General features: G+C 71.2%; 8 protein-coding genes. 5 read left to right on the forward strand and 3 right to left on the reverse strand.

Annotation, left to right across the window (positions count from 1 at the left end):
* Positions 1–5 precede the first annotated feature (5 nt).
* Complete coding sequence (hrpB, locus tag J2Z79_RS16325) at positions 6–2,600, forward strand: ATP-dependent helicase HrpB (RefSeq protein WP_342589520.1); 2,595 nt, start codon at positions 6–8, stop codon at positions 2,598–2,600.
* On the opposite strand, the gene J2Z79_RS16330 is transcribed toward hrpB, so the two are convergent.
* Complete coding sequence (locus tag J2Z79_RS16330) at positions 2,540–3,529, reverse strand: patatin-like phospholipase family protein (RefSeq protein ID WP_209467972.1); 990 nt, start codon at positions 3,527–3,529, stop codon at positions 2,540–2,542. The two genes, hrpB and J2Z79_RS16330, sit on opposite strands and share 61 nt — an antisense overlap.
* A gap of 171 nt (positions 3,530–3,700) precedes the next feature.
* On the opposite strand from J2Z79_RS16330, the gene J2Z79_RS16335 reads away from it, so the two are divergent.
* The 3 genes from J2Z79_RS16335 to J2Z79_RS16345 all read left to right on the forward strand — a co-directional run bounded on the left by J2Z79_RS16335 (position 3,701) and on the right by J2Z79_RS16345 (position 12,526).
* Entirely contained in the window at positions 3,701–10,447 is a 6,747-nt protein-coding gene (locus tag J2Z79_RS16335) for a tandem-95 repeat protein (RefSeq protein ID WP_209467973.1), read from the forward strand.
* A gap of 131 nt (positions 10,448–10,578) precedes the next feature.
* Positions 10,579–11,154: a hypothetical protein gene (locus J2Z79_RS16340; RefSeq protein WP_209467974.1), complete on the forward strand. Its 576-nt coding sequence runs from the start codon at positions 10,579–10,581 to the stop codon at positions 11,152–11,154.
* A 61-nt stretch (positions 11,155–11,215) separates the two neighbouring features.
* Positions 11,216–12,526, forward strand: a complete 1,311-nt coding sequence (locus J2Z79_RS16345) for an ATP-binding protein (RefSeq protein ID WP_209467975.1) — start codon at positions 11,216–11,218, stop codon at positions 12,524–12,526.
* Between the two features lie 99 nt (positions 12,527–12,625).
* Here the strand turns inward: J2Z79_RS16345 and J2Z79_RS16350 are convergent, their stop codons facing one another.
* Positions 12,626–13,486: an Hsp33 family molecular chaperone HslO gene (locus tag J2Z79_RS16350; RefSeq protein WP_209467976.1), complete on the reverse strand. Its 861-nt coding sequence runs from the start codon at positions 13,484–13,486 to the stop codon at positions 12,626–12,628.
* Between the two features lie 132 nt (positions 13,487–13,618).
* On the opposite strand from J2Z79_RS16350, the gene J2Z79_RS16355 reads away from it, so the two are divergent.
* Positions 13,619–14,347, forward strand: a complete 729-nt coding sequence (locus J2Z79_RS16355) for a MerR family transcriptional regulator (RefSeq protein ID WP_209467977.1) — start codon at positions 13,619–13,621, stop codon at positions 14,345–14,347.
* A 117-nt stretch (positions 14,348–14,464) separates the two neighbouring features.
* Here the strand turns inward: J2Z79_RS16355 and J2Z79_RS16360 are convergent, their stop codons facing one another.
* Positions 14,465–17,902: a pyruvate carboxylase gene (locus J2Z79_RS16360; protein ID WP_209467978.1), complete on the reverse strand. Its 3,438-nt coding sequence runs from the start codon at positions 17,900–17,902 to the stop codon at positions 14,465–14,467.
* Positions 17,903–18,152: the final 250 nt, after the last annotated feature.

Below are 18,152 nucleotides of genomic sequence, written 5' to 3' on the forward strand. Positions count from 1 at the left end.
TGGGGGTGAGTCCGGTGCTGCCGGTGGAGGCGATCCTGCCGGAGCTGCGCGCCGCCCTCCGGCAGGGAACGGCCGCGGTGCTGGTGGCCCCGCCCGGGGCGGGGAAGACCACGAGGGTCCCCCTGGCCCTGCTGCACGAGGACTGGCTGGGCGGCCGGCGCATCCTGATGCTGGAGCCCCGCCGCCTGGCCGCCCGCAGCGTCGCCCGCTACATGGCGGCCACGCTGGGCGAGCAGGTGGGCGGCCGGGTGGGCTACCGGGTGCGCCACGAGGCGCGGGTGGGGCGGGAGACCCGCGTCGAGGTGGTCACCGAGGGGATCCTCACGCGCATGCTGCAGGCCGACCCTGCCCTGGAGGAGGTCGGCCTGCTGATCTTCGACGAGTTCCACGAGCGGTCGCTCCACGCCGACCTGGGGCTGGCGCTCAGCCTGGAGTGCCAGTCGGTGCTGCGGCCGGACCTGCGGATCCTGGTGATGTCGGCCACGCTGGAGGCGGAGCCCGTCGCCGGCCTGCTGGGCGGTGCGCCCGTGCTGGTGAGCGAGGGGCGCAGCCACCCGGTGGAGACCATCTACCTCGACGCCCCGCCTGCGGGCCCCGTCGAGCCGCTGGTGGCCCGCACCGTGCTGCGGGCGCTGCGGGAGCACCCGGGAGACGTCCTGGTCTTCCTGCCGGGTGAGGCGGAGATCCGGCGGGCGGAGCGGCTTCTGCAGGAGATGGGGGTGGGGGATGGGCCGGATACCGCAGGGCGGGCTGCTGGGACTGCGCCTGGTCGGCCGCCGGACGCGCCCCCGACAGGCGGAGCGGCGGTGGACGTCCTGCCGCTGTACGGCGCACTGCCCCCGGCCGACCAGGACCGGGCCCTGCGCCCCTCCCCGCCCGGGCGGCGCAAGGTGGTGCTGGCCAGCGCCGTCGCCGAGACGAGCCTGACGGTGGAGGGCGTGGCGGTGGTGGTGGACAGCGGCCTGATGCGGGTGCCCCGCTACTCGCCCCGCACGGGCATGAGCCGGCTGGTCACCGTGCCGGTGACCCGGGATGCGGCCGACCAGCGGCGCGGCCGGGCGGGGCGGCTGGGGCCGGGGGTCTGCTACCGCCTCTGGACCGCGCAGCAGGACGCGCACCTGGTGCCCCGGCGCACGCCTGAGATCCGGGAGGCCGACCTCGCCCCTCTGGCGCTGGAACTGGCCGTCTGGGGGGCCGGCCCCGAGTCGCTCCGCTGGCTGGACCCGCCGCCTGCCGCGGCGATGGCCCAGGCGCGGGACCTGCTTCGGATGCTGGGCGCCCTCGACGATACGGGGGCCGTCACGCCCCACGGCCGCCGGATGGCCGAGCTGGGCGTACATCCCCGGCTCGCCCACATGCTGCTGGCCGGCGCGGAGATGGGCCTCGGCGGCCTGGCCTGTGACCTGGCGGCGATCCTGAGTGAGCGGGACCCGCTCCGGGGCGCGGACGACGTCGACCTCTGCGCCCGGCTGCGCCTGCTCCGGACGGGCGGGCCGGGCGATGCGGCCGCGCTGCGGCGGGTTCAGGTGGAGGCGGCGGCGCTCCGCCGGGCGCTCACGGGGACGGTGCGCGGTGCACCTCGCGCTGCTCACGATACGGCCCACGATACAGTTCACGGTGCCGCGCCAGGCGCCGATGAGGCGCAGGCCGGCGGGCTGCTCTCCCTGGCCTTTCCGGACCGCATCGCCCAGAGCCGGGGCGGCGGGCGGTTCCTGCTGCGCAGCGGACGCGGGGCCTTCGTGCCCCCGGGGCAGCCGCTGGCGGAGGAGCCCTTCCTGGTGGCGGCGGAGCTGGCCGACCAGGGGGCCGAGAGCCGTATCTTCCTGGCCGCGGCGCTGACCCAGGCCGACCTGGAGCGGCTGTGGGGCCCGCAGATCGAGACCGAGCGGCGGGTGTGGTGGGACCGCGAGGCCGGCGTGGTGCGGGCCGCCGTCCGGCAGCGGCTTGGCGCGCTCAGGCTCAGGGAGGTGCCGTGGGAGGATCCCGACCCGGATCTGGTGGCCGCTGCCCTGCTGGAGGGCATCCGGCAGGAGGGGGTGGATGCGCTGCCCTGGAACCGGGAGGCGCGGCAGCTGCAGCAGCGCATCCGGTTCATGGCCCGGCTGGAGGCGGGCTGGCCGGACGTCTCGGATGAGGCCCTGGCCGCTGCGCTGGCCGACTGGCTCGGTCCGCACATCCGGGGGCTCCGGAGGCGCGATGAGGTGCAGCGGCTCCGGCTGGGGCCGCTGCTGCTGGGTATGCTCACGTGGGAGCAGCGCCGGGCGCTGGACGAGGAAGCGCCGACCCACGTCACCGTGCCCAGCGGCTCCCGGCATCCCATTGACTATTCGGATCCGGCCGCGCCCGTCCTCGCCGTCCGGCTGCAGGAGGTCTTCGGCTGGACCGAGACGCCCCGGGTGGGTCGCGGGCGGGTGCCGCTGACCCTGCACCTGCTCTCGCCGGCGCACCGCCCGGTGCAGGTGACCCGCGACCTCGCCAGCTTCTGGCGGGAGGGGTACTTCCTCGTCCGCAAGGAGCTGCGGGGGCGGTACCCCAAGCACTACTGGCCCGAGGACCCGCTCACCGCCTCGCCGACCAACCGCACCCGCCCGCGCGCATAGGTGGAGGCGGCGCCCGGCGCCGGTGAACCGTTCACCGGCGCCGGGGCGGCGAGTGCGGGCGCCGGCTCGCCCGCTGCAGGCGCAGGGGCGGAGAACCCGGAGACCTGCTCCCCCGCCGCGGCGGCCGGCGCGGCGTCCGTTCCCAGTGCGGCGAGGCGCGCCCGGATGGCGGGCAGGGCCTCGGCCGCCGCCGCCTCGCCGCTCAGCATCTGCGCCTTGTAGCGGCGGAACTCGAAGGTGCCGCACTCCGCCCAGGGGCGGATGACCACGTCCGCGCTGGCCAGCTGGCTCGTGACCAGCCGCTCGTCCATGATCTCCAACATGCGCATGAGGAAGTCCAGGGGGTGCCTGGGCTTCCTTCGTCTCCAGGGGTAGGGAACCGACAGGTCCACGGCGATGACCACGTCCGCCCCCAGCTCGCGGGCCAGCTGCACCGGCACCTTGTGCAGCACGCCTCCGTCCACGAGCCGCCGGCCGTCCAGTGTCACCGGCCGGACGATGCAGGGCATGGCGGTCGAGGCGCGCAGGATCGGTCCCACGGGTCCCGAACGCAGCGTGACGGGCTCGCCGGTGTCGGCGTCGGTGGCCATGGCGGCGAAGGGGATGCGCAGGTCGGAGACCCGGAGCGGCCCCACCAGCCGTTCGAAGGAGGCCGCCATCGGCGCGTTGTCCAGCCAGCCGTCCCGGGACCAGGCCGGGCGGAAGAGATCCCACAGGCGGATCGAGGCGAAGATCGCCTCGATCTGGTCCGGCGTGAGCCCCGCGGCGTAGGCGGCGCCCACCATGGCGCCCGCAGAGGTCCCCGCGATGCAGTCGATGGGGATCCCTGCCGCAGAAAGGCAGCGCAGCACGCCGACGTGGGCCGCCCCCCGCGCACCTCCCCCTCCGAGAGCCAAACCGATCCGGGGCCTGCTGCTGCCCTGCCTCATGCCGCACTCACCTCCCCTTCAGTATGCCCAGTTGGACTGGGGAGGCGTTCCCTGAGAGGAAATCGATGCCTCGCGAGCGAACAAGTTTTGAACAATACTTTTTCAACCCTTGTGCAGATGTTGGCCCGGACTGCAGCCATCAAGTTCGGGGAAACGGGAGGATCATGTGGGATGCGAAGAGTCAACCGGTTCGCCGTCGCCCTGATCTTTGTACTGGTGTCCAATCTGTGCGCCCCGCTGGCACTCGGCGCGGACCACTTCCTCGTCCAGCCGGACGTCAACAACCCGCCGGTGCCCCAGGAGTGCCGGGCTGGCTACGCCTGCGCGCAGGTCTTCACCGCCAGCACCACCGGTACGGTTGAACGCGTCAGCCTTCCGCTGGCGCGGACAGGGGACACCGCGACCCTGCGGGTGGAGGTGCGCACCGTGACCGGCGGTGCGCCCGGAGGCGAGGTGCTGGCCGAATCCGGGCCGGTCCCGCAGGTGCCTCTCCACGCAGACGGACAGGTGCCGGCCTGGACGACGATCGAGCTGCAGGCCCGGCCCGGAAAGTGGTTGACCAGGGACAAGGAGTACGCCCTGGTGGTGACCAGCGTCGGCGAGAGCCGTCCAGGTCAGCCCACCAGCTTCCTCTGGTTCGACGTGGACCGGCCTGATGCCGCGCCGGGATACCAGTTGCTCGAGTACGCGCCCCAGGCGTGGCGGGAGCACCATGACAGCGACTTCGCCTTCCAGATCGAGATGGCCACCGCCAACACGCCTCCGACCGTCCTGGCGCCTGCCGCGGTGAGCGTGGAGGAGGACGGGCGCGTCCAGGTCACGCTGGAGGTCCTGGACGAGGACCCGGCCGGCGTGAAGGTGACGGCAACCTCCGGCAACGCCTCCATCGTGGCGGACAGCGGCCTGAGCATCTCGGGAACGGGGGCGCACCGGGTTCTGACCATCATCCCCGAGCCCGATGCGCACGGTGATGTGACCATCACGGTGACGGCCACGGATGCCGGCAACCTCTACACCAACACCCAGGTAGCGGTCACGGTCACGCCGGTGAACGACCCTCCCACCATCGCGTTCACGGCCGACCTGGTGGAGACGCAGGACAACGCGCCGGTGACCCTCCCGATCAGGACGCAGGGAGCAGCGGGGAAGGCCATGGCCGCCGCCGGCCAGCTCCACATCGCGCTGCATGACCGCGACGGCGACGCCGTGACCCTCTCGGCCACCACCGACAACCCCGACCTGATCTCGGTCGCGGTGACGGGCACCGGCGCCGGTCAGATGCTCGTCATCACCCCGGTCCCGCGCAAGAGCGGCACGGCCAACGTCACGCTGACGGCGACCGACGGGAAGGACCAGGCGACCTACTCGTTCCCCGTGACGGTGACGGCCGTCAACTCCGCCCCGGAGATCATCGGGCTCCACAACATCACGATCGACGAGGACCACGAACTCAACTTCTCGTTTGTGGTGAAGGACGCGGAGTCGGCCGCCACTGACCTGACCGTGGAGGTCACCGCCACGCATGCCTCCTGGTTCGAAGGTTCGCCGGAGATCACGGGGCCCGGCCCGGCCGGCGACGTGAGCGTGCGCTGGAAGCCCGTCAAGGACGTGAACGGCGACACGCAGATCTCCGTCACGGTCCGGGATCCTGACGGCGGCGAGACGACCGAGGCGTTCGGGCTGTTCATCCGCCCGGTGAACGACGCACCGGTTCTGGACCGGACGAACCTGATCGACCGCGAGATCCTCGAGGACGGAGAGCTTGAACTGAAGTACGTGCAGGCCCACGACCCCGACGGGGATCCCCTCACGCTGCACGTGTTCAGCAGCAACACCGTGGTGCTGCCCATGGACCGCATCGAGGTGACGCCCGGCTCCCCCGGCCAGTGGACGGTCACGCTGCGGCCCAGCCCCAACGAGCACGGCGAGACGCGCATCACCGTGCAGGTGAGTGACGGCAACGGCGGCGTCGACGAGCACAGCTTCCGGCTCCGGGTTCTCGAGGTCAACGATCCGCCCGAGATCCATCCGATCCCGGACGTCGTGCGCGAGCTGGGCACGGGCCAGTTCACCGTGCAGGTGCGCGTGACCGACGTCGAGTCGACGAGCAGCGGCATCACGGTGACGACCAGCTACGACACCTACTTCATCCAGGACGTGACCGTGGGCTCCCCCGTGGGTGACCGCTGGCCGCTGTACATCACGCCGGCCGGCCGGGAGGGCAGGACCGAGATCACGGTCAGGGCCAACGACGGCCGCGATACGTCTGAGCGGAAGTTCGCGGTGGTCATCGCCGACTACCTCAAGATTTCGGGGCTGCCGGACCAGGAAGTGGTCAACGAGGATGGCACGATATCGATCACCTTCACGGTGTCGCCCTACGACAAGATCAAGCAGGTGACGGCCACCTCCCTGGATACCCGGCTGCTCCCGCAGGCGAACGTCACCCTGCTCGCCGGTTCGCAGGGCAGCTACACCCTCGTGCTGAAGCCGGCGGAGAACCAGTTCGGCAAGGCCGTGGTGACGGTGGCGGCCGAGAACGAGTACCTGACCACCACCCACCACCTCACCCTCACGGTGAACCCGGTGAACGACCCGCCCCGCCTGGAACCGAAGCCCATCCCGCCCCAGCGGACGCTGGAGGACGAGCCCATCAGCGTGCCCTTCTACCTCTACGACCCCGACCCGTACGACTACCCGACGATCTTCGTCTCCTCCAGCAACGAGCACGTGGTGCCGCCGTTCGCACCCTACATCACCTGGACGGGCTCGGGCACCGACTGGATGCTGCACATCCGCCCGTTCAAGGACGCCCACGGCTCCACCGTCATCACCCTGACGGTGCGGGACCAGGGAAATGAAGAGGACAGCACCTCCTTCCTGCTGACCGTCGAGCCGGTGGACGATCCGCCTGAGATCATCGTTGACACGCCGTTGGCGATGGACGAGGACACCACGGCCACGTTCACCGTCGTCGTCAAGGACGTCGACGGCCCCGGCGGCGTTGACCTGGAGGCCACGTCCGTCGATGCCGCGGTGACGACGGCACTCGTCGCCCGCGAGGGCTACACGGACACGTTCACCATCACTGTCACGCCCAAGCCGAACAAGAGCGGGCCCATCCAGATCATCCTCACCGCCAAGAGCGGGGCGTCGCCGGTGGCCTCCCGGACGATTACTGTGAACGTGCGGGAGATCAACGACCCGCCGCAGCTGACCATCTTCGGCGATCGGATCAACATGCTGGAGGACGAGACCGCCAGCATCTGGATGAGCGTCGACGACGTCGAGACGCCGCTGGACCGGCTGGGCCTGACCGCCGTCTCCGACAACCCGGACCTGCTGCCCCCCAGCAGCTTCGTCTTCAAGGGCGCCGGCGTGCAGCGGGAGCTGGTGATCACCCCGGCCCTGGACCAGTACGGCACGGCCACCGTGACCGTCACGCTGAGCGACGGGACGGACCAGGTGAGCGGGACGTTCACCGTGCTCGTCGCCCCTGTTCCCGACGCCCCGCGGATCCTGGGCATCGACAGCCAGATCACCCTCGAAGAGGACGGCCGGCTCAACCAGGAGATCGAGATCTACGACCCCGACTCGCCCATGAGCGCGGTGGAGGTATCGCTCCGGTACGAGGTCGACCCGGCCAACCCCTACCTGCTGCAGGGCAACGCCGTGCGGCTGGAGGGATCGGGCGCGCACCGCCGGCTGGTGGTGGAGCCCACGCCCGACGAGAGCGGCACGGCCACCATCATCATCACCACCCGGAGCCATGACGACGGCGCCTGGGCCGAGACGGTGATCGAGCTGACGGTCGTCGCGGTCAACGACCCGCCCGTGCTGAGCGAGTTCACCGAGCCCCATAGGACCATTCTGGAAGACCAGTCGCTGACCGGGATCAGCCTCACTTACCTCGACATCGACTCGCCGGCCAGCGCCCTCACCTTCAAGGCCACCTCCGACAACCCGCAGCTCCTGCCGGACGGCAGCCTGTCCGTGGTGCCATCCCCCGATCCCGGCGGGGCGGCGCAGGGGACGGTCAGCATCGCCGCCAAGCCGGCCGACAACCGGTACGGCACGGCGACGATCACCCTGACCGTCTCCGACGGGCAGGACAGCTCCAGCCGAAGCTTCCGGCTGACGGTCCAGCCCGTGAACGACCCGCCGTCGTTCGTGAAGGGTCCCGACCAGACCGTGGACGAGGACGCCCCGCCGCAGCGCATCGCCAAGTGGGCGACCGGGATCACCCCCGGGCCGTTCGAGGAGGACCAGAAGGTCACCTTTGAGGTCAGGACCGACAACCCCGACCTCTTCGCCGCGGGTCCTGCGGTGGAGCCGGACGGCACGCTGACCTACACCCTGGCCCCCGACAAGTACGGCCTGGCGGAGGTGGAGGTCCGCCTGGTGGACGACGGCGGGACCGCCTACGGCGGCGAGGACGCATCGCCCTGGCAGAAGTTCATCATCAACGTGCGGTCGGTGAACGACGCGCCGGTGATCGCCGAGATCCCGACCATCGGCACCGAGATCGGCCAGATCACCGATGAGATCGACATCGAGGTCACTGACGTGGACTCCGATGTGGGCCTCATCAGCGTGGTTGTCACCTCGGGCAACACCAGCCTGGTCCCCAACGACCCCGGGCACATCATCCTGACCCCCGCCGGCCCCGGCAAGTGGAAGCTGCAGCTGAAGCCGCAGGACGGCCGGATCGGCACGGCGACCATCACGGTGAAGGCCACCGACGCCGAGGGCGCGACCGGCACCCGCACGTTCGACCTGATCGTCAACGACCTGTGGCTGAGCGGTCTCGTGCCCTCCGCGGGCACGATGACCCCGGCCTTCGACAAGCACGTGCTCAGCTACGCGGTGGTCTACTCGGGCTGGCTGCCCGAGGCCCGCGTGACCGCCACCACCCAGGACGCCGGCGTGCGCCTCCGGGTGCGGCGGGCCGACACGGCGGGCGACTGGCTTGAGGCCAAGAGCGGCGTCCCGTCGCCTGCGATCGTCCTCGACGACGGCGGCGGCGATGTGGAAGTCGAGGTCTACTCGCCGGTCACCGGCATCAAGAAGCCCTACCTGCTGACCTTCGTGCGGGCGAAGTCCACCGTGGCGGAGCTGGTGGAGCTCTCCATCAACCCTGGCCGGCTGGAGCCCGAGTTCCGGCCTGACCGGACCAGCTACTCCGCCACCGTGCCTCACGACGTGACCGCGGTGACGGTCGTGGCGAAGCCGGGCGACGCCTGGACCAAGGTGTACGTCGACGGCCACCAGAACCTGCGCGTGGGCAGCAACCGGATCACCGTCACGGTGCTGGCGGAGAACGGCGAGCGGAAGGTCTACACGATCAACGTGACCCGCGAGCCCGCGCCCCTGTCGATCGGACAGGTGGAGGTGGAGACGGGCCCCGACTGGGCCACGCTGCGGTTCGACACCGACGACGCGGCGACGGTCACGGTCTACTACCGGGCCGCGGGTGGCCAGGAGCAGAGCCGGAGCGGCGGCCACGGCCGCAGCCACACGGTCTCGCTGACGGGCCTGCAGCCGGCCACGGGCTACACCTACCGCATCCACGCCGACCGGACCGTCGGCACTGACGCCGAGCTGGTCAGCGCCTTCCGGACCGAGGCGCCCGGGGCCAAGGGGCTCTGCGAGGTGCGTGCGGATGGCGCGCTGTCCTGCCCCGCCACGTCCCGTGAGAAGGAGATCGCGCTGAGCGTGGCGCCCGAGGGGGCGCAGCCGGAGCTGGTGGCCACCGCCACCGTCACCGATCCCGACATGGGCGCTGCCGTGGCGGCGGCGCTGGCATCCGACGTGCCCGAGGCCGAACGGGCGGTGTCCGTGCGGCTGGCGAACCGGCCCTACGGGGTGGCGCTGCTGGAGGCGGCCGCCCTGCAGCGGGCAGCCCGGCTGGGCGTGCCCGTAACTGTGGAGTCGGACCGGGGCGCCGTCACCCTCACGCCCGCGCTGGTGACCGACCTCAGGCTGGCGCCGAATGAGCGCCTGGCCGTGGTCATCTCGGAGGCGCAGATCGATCCGCGCTACGTGGAGCCATGGAGCGGCGTCGGCGGCTACCGCCAGGCCGGCGAGCCGTTTGCGGTGTCGCTGGCGCGGGTCAGCGCATCCGGCGCGGCCACGCCGGTCACGACCCTGCCTGCGCCGATCCTGATCAGTCACCCGGTGGCGGCCACCGACCCCATCGAGGCGGTCACGCTGGCCGTGTTCGCACAGCCGGAGCCGACGGCCCAGCTCGTCCCGCTGGGCGGCCGCCTGACGCCCGCGCGCGACGCCATCCAGGTGGCGCAGACGACCCCCGGCGTCACGGTGCTCCTCTCCTACGAGAACCGCTTCTGGGACGTGCCCGAGACCCACTGGGCGCACGAGATCGTCCACGAGATGGCCGCCCGCCAGGTGCTGCGCGGCGTCACGCCCACGGAGTTCGATCCGGAGCGGCCGATCACCCGGGGGCAGCTGGCCGCCATCCTGGTCCGGGCGCTGAAGCTGGGTGAGGACGACCGGTTCGCCCGCATCTACAACGACATCTCCCCGTTCGACGCGATGGCCGGCGAGATCGGCGGCGCCATCCGTGCCGGGATGATGACAGGCTACCCGGACGGCACCTTCAGGCCGGACGCGCCGGTGACCCGCCAGGAGCTGGCGGTGGTGCTGAGCCGGATGGCCGGGAGGCTGGACCTGGCCGGTACGCTGGACCGGGAGGATGCCGAGCGGTTGGCCATGTTCGCCGACTGGGGACAGATCGCCCCCTGGGCGCAGGACGCCGTCCGCTTCGCCGTGGGCGAGGGGCTCCTGAAGGGCCGCTCCGCCGACACCTTCGCCCCGCTGGAGCTGACGACCCGGGCGGAGACGGCGACGGTGATCAAGCGGCTGCTGGACAAGGTCGCCCCGGGCGAGTGGCGCTGAGCGCTCCTGAACTGGATATCGGGAAGGGGGACGGCGAGGCCGTCCCCCTTCCGCTGCTGCGCGGGCGCAGCCGGTTCGGAAGGGCTGGGCGCCCCGCCGCAAGGGCATACTAGCCGGGCGGGGGTGTTTGGATGGACGAGACCAAGGAGCTTCTCAAGGCCAGCTTCAACCGGCTGGAGGGGCTGATTGGCGAGGTGAAGGAGCTGCGCTACAAGATCAAGGACGTTCAGGGTAACGTGGAGTCGCTGCGCGCGAAGATCGCCAACGGCGACGGCAACTGGCGCCAGGCGCAGGGCGAGCGAAACGGGGCTCCGGGCCACGGCGGCGGAGAGCCGGCCGGCGGCGCGAACCGGGAGCACGGCGGTGGCCTGAACGGGCAGGGCAGCGGTGCGGACAGGAGCCGAGCCGACGGCCGGAGCGACGAAGGCCGCGGTTGGCGGAGTGGTGCCGGCAGCGAGGACCGCGAGCAGGCCAAAGGTGCCGAACGAGGCGGAGAGGGCCGGGAGCAAGGCGGGGGCGCAGAACGAGGCGGAGAGTCCCGCGACCAGGGCAGCGGCGACCGCGCGCGTCGCGCCTTCGGTGGCGAGGGCATGGACGAGGACGTGGCGGCGCGCCTCAGGAGCATCGAGGAGCGCCTCGAGTACCTGGGTGCCAAGTGGATGGAGCTGGACGAGAAGGTCTACCGCCTGGAGCGCAAGCCGAGGTAGTCGGGCAGGAATCGGGCCGGCGGTTCGCCAATCTACCCCCGATTGAAAGGGGGAGCATGTCTTGGCCGCATCACCGCTACCGAGTTTCGATTCCCTGCTGCTTTACCACGACCTGCTGGAGACCCCTCAGGGCGCGGCGATGGCGGCCTTCCTCGGGGCCGCACCGCGGGGCGGGGAGGAGGCCCGCATGGCCTACCTCCGCCTGGTGCGCACGATGTACGCAGCCGACCCCGTAACCGGCCCCACGGGTGACGCCTGGCAGGACCACCTGCTTCACCATCTGCTGCGCGCGGAGAACGCCTTCACCCGCGCCGCGGCCGGCGGGTCCGTGCCCGCCGCGCTGCGGGAGGCGGCGGCGTGGGATCTCCGCATCCTGGAGCAGCTGTTCCGCCTGTCGGGCCCGCGCTGCCTGGCGATCGCAGGCGGTCGGTCGGACGGCGGCTCCCGGGGTGAGGTGCGCCTGGACGGGCTGCCCACCTGGTCGGGCCGTATCGAGGGAGACGCGGGTCCCGCCCTTGCGCCGGGCTTCCGGGAGATGGCACGCCGGCTGGCCGAGGCGGACGACTGGGCCGGCCTGGTGGACGACCTGGCGGCGTTTCACCGCGCACACGGCTGTGGCGCCGTGGCCTGCTCCTGGTTCCTGACCTGGGACGGCCGGCGCCTCCAGGTCGTGGAGCAGCCGGACGTGGTAGACCTCGACGACCTGGCCGGCCTGGTGGATCAGAAGAAGGCCGTGCAGGAGAACACCGAGGCGTTCCTGCGCGGGGGCGCCGGGCAGAACCTGCTGCTCTACGGCCCCCGGGGCACCGGCAAGTCCTCGCTGGTCCGGGGGCTGGCGCCGCGCTACGGCGAGGCCGGGCTGCGGCTTGTGGAGGTGGCGCGGGAGCGCCTGGGGAGCCTTGCCGAGCTCTACAGGATCGTCCGCAAGCACCCGCAGCGGTTCATCCTGTTCCTCGACGACCTGACCTTCGAGGCCGACGACGCCGACTACCGGGCGTTCAAGTCGCTGCTGGAGGGCGCGCTGGAGCGGCGCCCGCCCAACCTGCTGCTCTACGTGACCTCCAACCGCCGGCACATGGTGCCCGAGCGCTGGGCCGACCGGAACAGCCCGGAGGACGCCGAGGTGCACGGCCAGGACGCCCTGGAGGAGCGGCTCTCGCTGGCGGACCGGTTCGGCCGGACGATCCTGTTCCTGCGTCCGGACCAGGACGAGTACCTGGCGATCGTCGAGCACCTGGCCGCCCGGCGGGGGCTGCCGATCGGGCGGGAGGAGCTCCGGGACGCCGCCCGGCGCTGGGCCCTGTGGCAGAACGGGTTGTCGGGCCGCGCCGCCCGGCAGTTCGTGGATGAACTGGAGGCGAAACGGAAGTAACGGCGACCGGCCGCCCACCCCCGGGCGGCCGGGTCTCTCTGTCATGCCGTCAACCGCGGGACAGACCGTCGGCACATCCGTCGCCCGCCAGGTCAGGGGCTAGTTCCGGGGGAGCAGCGCGGCCACCTCTTCGGGCGCGAACGAGTACCGGCAGCCACAGGCGTGGCAGACGACGTCCAGGCTCCGGTTGGACGCCACCGCATCCTTCAGGTCCGCCACGCCCAGGCTCATCAGCATGGGGTAGAACATCTCCCGACAGCAGCCGCACGACGCCCGAAGGGGGGCGATGCCCAGGAGAGCCGTGTCGGCCGGCAGCAGCGCGGGCAGCTCGGACACAGGCCGTTCCGGGTCTGCGACCGCGGGGGCGCGGAGGATGCCCTCGACCTCGCGGAGGCTGTCCTCGTCCGCCCCCGGCAGCAGCTGCGCCATCGCACCGCGGCAGGCGACGATCTCGTCGTCCCCGTCGAACTCCACGTGGCAGACGAAGCAGGTGGGTGTCTGCTCGCTCTGGCGGAAGTAGTGGGCGAGGTCATCCACGATGTTCCCGTACGGCATGTCGGTGATGCCCGTGAACCCCCGGTACATCCCCAGGTCCTTGATCACCTGGAGGGATCCGCCGGTGCCGATCAGCTCCGGCAGCGACAACCCGGCGATCTCGGGTGCAGGAACCGTCTGCCACTCGTCGCTGAGGTAGCCCCGGACGTTGCCGCCGGAGTCGACCTCGGCGAAGATCCGGCAGCCCGGCCTGCTCGCCCCCACCTTGAGGCTCAGGCGCTGGTGGTCCTTCAAGGTGCCGCAGAGCAGGCCCGCGGCCGTCACCGTGGTGGCCAGCGCCGCGCGCAGGGCCCGGCCGCTCACCTGTCCCTGACTGCAGACGGCCCGGGCGATGCCGGTGGTCTCGGCGAACATGATCCGGACGCTGCGGTTGAAGGCCAGCGTCCTGATGATATAGTTTTCCATGACAAGACATCCCCTCGCTCTCCACCAGGCTGGGTCGCCACCGAGTATAGAACCTGACGCTACGTCAGGTTCAACCCCCGGAGATGGCGAAAGCTGCGGCGGAGGGCGCGGCGCTGCGGAAGGGGGAGGCGGGTGAGCGGGCGCGGCTGGAAGATCGGCGAACTGGCCCGGCGTGTCGGGCTGACGGTGCGGACGCTGCACCACTACGACCGGATCGGCCTGTTCTCGCCGTCGCACACCACGGAGTCGGGGCACCGGGTGTACTCGGATGAGGACGTGCGCACGCTCCTGCAGATCATCTCCCTCAAGCAGCTCGGCTTCTCGCTGGGCGAGATCAGGGCGATGATCAGCGACCGGGGCGCTGACCCCCGGGAGATGCTGGAGCTGCAGCTGAACAGGCTGGACGCGGAGATCGCGGCGCTGACTGAGGTGCGGGACCGCGTGCGGCGCATCTACGAACACCTGCAGCGTGGACGGCCGGTCTCCACGGAGGAGATCATGGCCGTGGCCCACGCGCTGACCCTCACGCGGAGCCCGCATTTCCGCCGGGAACAGGTGGAGGACCTGCGGCGGCGCTACCTGGCGCTGGACCCTGCTGAGCAGCAGCGGCTGTTCGAAACAGGCCGGCGGCTGGTCTCCGAGTTCCGCCGCTGCCTGAGCGCCGGCAAGCCGCCGGACGACCCCGAGGTCATCGCCCTGGCCCGGCGCTGGAAGGAGGCGACCGGGGCGCTGCTGCCTGCCGACGAACCGCTCACGCAGGCGGCGGAGCGGTACTATCGGGAGAACCCCGATGCGGGGCTGATCTTCGGCATGGATGGCGAACTCTACCGGTACATCAAGCAGGCGGTCTCGCACGAATAGAGGAGCGGAACCACACAGCGGCCGGCGGCCACCCCACGAGGCGGCCGCCGGCCTTCGCCATGCCGTTCATTCCGCTCCGCGCGCCGGACGGGCAGGTCGCCGGTGAGGGGCGCCCGATCAACCCTCCAGCCGCACGAGCAGGTCGCCGGCCTCCACCCGGTCGCCCTCCCGGACCAGCACCTCGGCCACCCTGCAGTCCCGGGGGGCGGTGAGCACGTTCTCCATCTTCATCGCCTCGGTGACCACCAGCTGGACCCCCTTGGCCACCTCGTCGCCGGGGGAGACCAGCACCTTGACCACCCTGCCGGGCATCGAGGCGCCGAGCTGGTTCGGGTCGCCCTTCCTCGCCTTCGGGCGGCGCACGCCGGCCTCGGCCAGGCGGGCGTCGGGCACCTCGACCTCCCGGGGGAAGCCGTTCAGCTCGAAGAGCACCTCCCGCATGCCGTTGGGCTTCGGGTCCCGCACGTCGATCAGCTTGATGATCAGCGTCTTGCCCCGCTCGATCTCCACCCGCGTCTCCTCGCCGGGGCGGAGGCCGTAGAAGAACGTGGGCGTGTCCACCACGGCCGTGTTGCCGAACTCCTCCTGGTGCCGGGCCAGCTCCTCCACCAGGCCGGGGAACATGATCTCCGAGAGCACCTCCCGCCGGCTGGCAGGGCGGCCCAGCTTCTCCGAGAGCTCCTGCTGCTTCGCCGTGAAGTCGATGGGCGGCAGCAGCTCACCCGGCCGTACGGTGATGGCCTCCCGGCCCTTGAGTACCACCCGCTGCAGGTCGGCGGGCCACCCGCCCGGAGGCTGGCCCATGTACCCGGAGAGCAGCTGCACCACCGACTCGGGGAAGGCCAGGCTCTCGCCCCGCTCCACCAGCTCCTCGGCGGTGCAGATGGAGTTCTGCACCATGAAGAGCGCCAGGTCGCCCACCGCCTTGGAGGAGGGCGTGACCTTCACGATGTCGCCCAGGGCCAGGTTGGCGGTGCGGTAGGCCGCGACCACCTCGGACCAGCGGGCGCCGAGGCCCAGGGAGGCCGCCTGCTGCCTGAGGTTCGAGACCTGCCCGCCGGGCATCTCGTGCAGGTAGGTCTCGGCGGACGTCGCGGCCAGGCCGGACTCCCACGGGGCGTACCAGCGGCGGACCTCCTGCCAGTAGTCTGCCAGCTGCTGCAGGCCGGCGGGGTCGAGCCCCGTGTCACGCTCGTCGCCCTGCAGCGCCGCCACCAGCGTGTTGAGCGAGGGCTGCGAGGTCAGGCCCGAGAGGGAGGAGAGGGCCGCGTCCACGATGTCGACCCCCGCCGCCGCGGCGGCCAGCAGCGTCGCCAGGCCGGTGCCGGCGGTGTCGTGGGTGTGCAGGTGGAGCGGCACGCCCACCTCCTGCTTCAGGGCGGAGATCAGCATGGTCGCCGCCCGGGGCTTCAGGAGGCCGGACATGTCCTTGATGCCGATGATCTGCGCCCCGGCGGCCTCCAGCTCACGGGCGAGGTTCACGTAGTACTTCAGGTCGTACTTGGTGCGGGTGGGGTCGGTGATGTCGCCGGTGTAGCAGAAGGCGACCTCGGCCACCTTGCCCTCGCTGCGCACGGCCTCGATGGCCGGGAGCATGTTGGGCAGCCAGTTGAGCGAGTCGAAGATGCGGAAGATGTCGATGCCGGCCGCCGCCGCCTCCTTGACGAAGGCCTGCACCAGGTTGTCGGGGTAGTTGGCGTAGCCCAGGGCGTTGGCGCCGCGCAGGAGCATCTGGAACGGGATGTTGGGAATGGCCTCCCGGAGCAGCGCCAGCCGCTCCCAGGGGTCCTCCTTCAGGAAGCGCAGCGCGGCGTCGAAGGTGGCGCCGCCCCACATCTCCAGCGAGAAGAGCCCCGAGGCCAGCCGGGCCGTGGCCGGGGCGACGGCCAGCATGTCCCGGGTGCGCACCCGGGTGGCCAGCAGCGACTGGTGGGCGTCCCGCATCGTGGTGTCGGTCACCAGCAGCCGCCGCTCGGACCGGATCCAGTCCACCAGCCCCTGGGCCCCCCGCTCCAGCAGGATCTGCCGGGCGCCGGCGGGGACGGGCCCGTCCGCCTGCGGCAGGGGCAGGTGGCCCCGGGCGGGCGGCTTGGCCCCGGGCGGCACGCCGGGCCCGCCGTTGACCACCACGTGGCCGATGTACCGGAGCAGCTTGGTGCCCCGGTCCCGGCGGGGCGGGAACTGGAACAGCTCCGGCGTGTCGGCGATGAAGTTGGTGTCGACGTCGCCCCTGTGGAAGCGGGGGTGGCGGACGACGTTCAGCAGGAAGGGGATGTTGGTCTTGACCCCGCGGATGCGGAACTCCTCGAGGACCCGGGTCATCTTGGCGGCCGCGGCCTCGAAGGTCAGGCCCCAGGTGGTGGCCTTCACCAGCAGCGAGTCGTAGTAGGGCGTGATCACGGCGCCGGGGAAGCCGTTGTCGCCATCCAGCCTGACCCCGGGGCCGCCGGGCGACCGGTAGGCCAGGATTCGGCCGGTGTCGGGCAGGAAGTCGTTGGTGGGGTCCTCGGTGGTCACCCGGCACTGGATGGCGTAGCCGTGCCGGTGGACCTGCGCCTGCGACGGCACCCCCAGTGCCTCGTCCAGCCGGGCGCCCTCGGCGATGCGGATCTGCGCCTGCACGATGTCGAGGCCGGTGATCTCCTCGGTCACCGTGTGCTCCACCTGGATGCGGGGGTTGACCTCCATGAAGTAGTAGCGGCCGTCGGGGTCCACCAGGAACTCGACGGTGCCCGCCCCCACGTAGCCCACCCGGGCCATCAGGCGGACGGCGGCGCTGCAGATCTCCTGCCGCTGGGGTTCGGTGAGGGCCAGCGAGGGCGCGATCTCCACCAGCTTCTGGTGCCGGCGCTGGACCGAGCAGTCCCGCTCGTAGAGGTGGACGACGTTGCCGTACCGGTCGGCCACCACCTGGACCTCGATGTGGCGGGGCCGCTCCACGTACTGCTCCAGGTAGAGGTCCCCGGAGCCGAAGGCGGCGCGCGCCTCCGAGCCCGCCCGCTCCAGCGCGGCCCTGAGCTCGGCGTCGGAGCGGACCACGCGCATGCCCCGGCCGCCTCCGCCCAGCACGGCCTTGACGATGACCGGGTAGCCCACCTCGTGCGCGAAGGCCAGCGCCTCCTTCACCGACGTGACGGGCCGGTCGGTCCCCCGGGGGAGGGGGAGGCCGGCCTCCCGGGCGATCTGGCGCGCGGCCACCTTGTCGCCGAACATCTCCAGGTGCTCCGGGTCCGGGCCGATGAAGGCGATGCCGCTCTCCCGGCAGAGGCGGGCGAAGGCGGCGTTCTCGGCCAGGAAGCCGTAGCCGGGGTGGATGGCGTCGACGTCGTGCTGCCGTGCCAGCCGGATGATCCCCTCCATGTCGAGGTAAGCCTCGACGGGATCCTTGCCCTCGCCGATGAGGTAGGCCTCGTCCGCCTTGTACCGGTGGAGGGAGAGGCTGTCCTGCTCGGAGTAGACCGCCACGGTCTGTTTGCCCAGTTCCGTGCAGGCGCGGAAGATTCGAATGGCAATCTCGCCCCGGTTTGCCACCAGGATGCGGCGGATGGCTGGCATTTCTTTCTGTCACCCCTTTAACGTATTAAAAGGGGTGTATTCTCCCTCCAGCAGACGATTCCTCCAAACAGGTGGGATTAGAAAGAGTTTAGTAGTTCGTACAAGTTAGTCATGTAAGCGCTTCCGTGAAAGCCGGCCCTCGAGAGGGCCGGTTTCCTAGGAGCCTGTCCGGGTAACCGCACGTGAGATAGGGGCAGACTCCCAATGATTGGATATCAACGATCGTGCCTACTTCTTCATGCGCTGTCTG

The organism is Symbiobacterium terraclitae (assembly GCF_017874315.1).
Taxonomy (GTDB): Bacteria; Bacillota; Sulfobacillia; order Symbiobacteriales; family Symbiobacteriaceae; genus Symbiobacterium; species Symbiobacterium terraclitae.